The organism is Rhodoferax sp. UBA5149, from assembly GCF_002413825.1.
Lineage (GTDB): Bacteria > Pseudomonadota > Gammaproteobacteria > Burkholderiales > Burkholderiaceae_C > Rhodoferax.
Genome location: NZ_DHXT01000088.1, coordinates 55,613 through 58,061, shown reverse-complemented (window position 1 = coordinate 58,061; position 2,449 = coordinate 55,613). Strand labels below are relative to the sequence as shown.

The window sequence follows — 2,449 nt, the reverse complement described above, 5'->3', positions numbered from 1 at the left end:
GACCAGGGCGCCTTGTTCGTGGAGACGTCGATTGGCGCAAAAGTCAGGTGCATGGTGCCGGTTTCCGACGCCACGGCGGCGACCGCATTGGCCGGTGGCGTGGCAACAGAGCCCAACAGGATGTCGACCTTGTCCTCGGTGACGAAGCGGCGTGCATTCTTGGTGGCATTGGCCGGATCGGTCGCGTCGTCAAGAATGATCACATTGAGCTTTTCACCGCCTATGCTGGTCGGCCACATGGCGATCTCATTCTTGATCGGAATGCCCAACGCAGAAGTGGGGCCGGTGAGCGACAGGCTGACGCCGATGTTGATGTCAGCCAGTGCAGACGTTGCGGCCAGTGCGGCAACAGCGAGGGTAATCAGGGATTTGGAATGCTTCATTTTGATGTCTCCGTGGGTGAATAAAACAAGTCAGCGCGGCGCCATACGCAAGGCCCCGTCCAGACGGATCACCTCGCCGTTGAGGTGGCCGTTGGTGACGATGTGACAAGCCAGCTGCGCAAACTCTTGGGGTTTACCCAGGCGCGGCGGAAACGGGATCGAGGCCGCCAGCGAGGCTTGCACCGCTTCGGGCAGCTGTTGCATGAGGGGCGTTGCAAACAGCCCCGGTGCCACGGTGCAGACGCGGATGCCGTACTGCGCCAGATCGCGCGCCATCGGCAGCGTCATGCCTACCAGCCCGCCTTTGGATGCGCTGTAGGCCTGCTGGCCGACTTGGCCATCAAAAGCGGCGACCGAGGCGGTAAACATCATGACGCCGCGCTCGCCGTCTTCCAGTGCGTCGAGCTTGACGCAGGCGGCGGCAAACAGGCGGCTGATGTTGTAGCTGCCGATCAGGTTGATGTTGATGACGCGGGCAAAGTCTTCCAGTGGCGCCGCCGAGCCGTCTCTTTGCACGATGCGTTTGGCTGCGCCAATGCCGGCAACGTTCATGAGGATGCGGGCCGGGCCGTGCGCGACGGCGGCCTTGGCCAAAGCCGCCGTGACGCTGTCGCTGCTGGTGATGTCGCATTGGCAGGCGACGGCGCGGCCGGCGCCATATTGCGCGTTCAGTTCGGCGACCACCTTCTCGGCGAGGGTCATGTTGACATCGAGCACCGCTACTCGGGCGCCCAGCCGTGCCAGTTCGCGGGCGGTGGCTTCGCCCAGACCCGATGCGCCGCCAGTAATGAGTGCGGCCTGTTCTTGAATGTTCATGCTGTGTTTCCTTTTTGAGTGGCTTGGGTGGGTTGAATGATGGGGCTCAGCGTGCCCTCGTGCAGGGCGTTGACCAGGGCTTCGCGGTGCTTGAGCACGGCGCGCTGGTTGATGGAGCCTTTGTCGGTGACTTCTCCGCGATCAATGGAGGGCGGCTCTGCCATCAGGTAGGCGCGTGCAATGCGATTGGCGCTGCCCGTGCTGTGGGCCGCCAGTTGATTGACGACGGTCTGGAAATGGGCTTGCACGGCCGGGCTTTCCAGCACCTCTTTCATCGAGGCCGCGGCGTCCAGTCCGCTTAAACGTCGGCAGGCCGCGGTGGGGAAGATCAAGGCGCCGACTTCCTTCAGGTTGATGCCGGTCAGCACCGCGTCTTGCACATAGGGCGCTCCGGCGGCGATGATCTTGCCGCGCAGCGGGCCGACGCTGACAAACGTGCCGGTGGCCAGCTTGAAGTCTTCGGCAATGCGGCCATCAAACTTGAGGCCCTGGTGGATGTCGTTCCTGTCAATCCATGCGACGGCGTCGCCGCTGCAGAAGAAGCCTTCTTCGTCGAAGTGCTCTGCCGTCTCATCGGGCGCACGCCAGTACCCGGGAGTGATGTTGGGCCCCCGGTAGCGGACCTCCATCTTTCCCTGCGTCGGCACCAGCTTGAGTTCAAGCCCCGGCGTGGGCACCCCCAGGTCACCCGATTTGACGTCGTGGCGGGTGACAAAAATGGCGAACGGCCCGGATTCGGTCATGCCCAGACCGGTGCCCATGACGATGCGCTCGCCGACCTCGGCCTCCTGGATGCGGTGCAGGGCATCCCACACGGGCTGGGCCAGGGCCGCGCCAGCGTAGAAAAACATCTTGACGCGGCTGAGCAAAGTCTTTCGCAGCACTGCATCGGTCTGCATGGCGTTGGCGATGGCTTCAAAGCCGGTGGGCACGTTGAAGTACACCGTGGGCGCAATCTCGCGCAGGTTGCGCAGAGTTTCGCCTATCAGGGCGGGCACCGGTTTGCCATCGTCAATGTAGAAGGTGCCGCCGTTGTACAAGACCAGGCCGTAATTGTGGTTGCCGCCAAAGGTATGGTTCCAGGGCAGCCAGTCCACCAGCACCGGTGGCTCGTCGGCCAGCACCGCCAGCGACTGGCGCAACTGCTGCTGGTTGGCGCACCACATGCGGTGCGTGTTGATGACGGCCTTGGGCAGTTTGGTCGAGCCCGAGGTGAACAGGAACTTGGCAATGGTGTCGGGCCCGGTGGC

At 63.3% G+C, this 2,449-nt stretch carries 3 protein-coding genes; all 3 read right to left on the bottom strand.

What is annotated here, in order from left to right; genetic code table 11:
• Positions 1–383, bottom strand: a 383-nt coding sequence (locus B3V69_RS07680; RefSeq protein WP_296445311.1) for an ABC transporter substrate-binding protein, incomplete at its 3' end; no start/stop codon positions are given.
• Positions 384–413: 30 nt separating this feature from the next.
• Positions 414–1,199: an SDR family NAD(P)-dependent oxidoreductase gene (locus B3V69_RS07675; RefSeq protein ID WP_296445309.1), complete on the bottom strand. Its 786-nt coding sequence runs from the start codon at positions 1,197–1,199 to the stop codon at positions 414–416.
• A partial coding sequence (locus B3V69_RS07670; protein ID WP_296445307.1) for a feruloyl-CoA synthase occupies positions 1,196–2,449 on the bottom strand: 1,254 nt, incomplete at its 5' end. The genes B3V69_RS07670 and B3V69_RS07675, both read right to left, overlap by 4 nt.

What these genes read in the sequence shown, in the direction of transcription:
- B3V69_RS07675 (WP_296445309.1), bottom strand. Translation starts at nt 1,199, where the DNA reads ATGAACATTCAAGAACAGGCCGCACTCATTACTGGCGGCGCATCGGGT.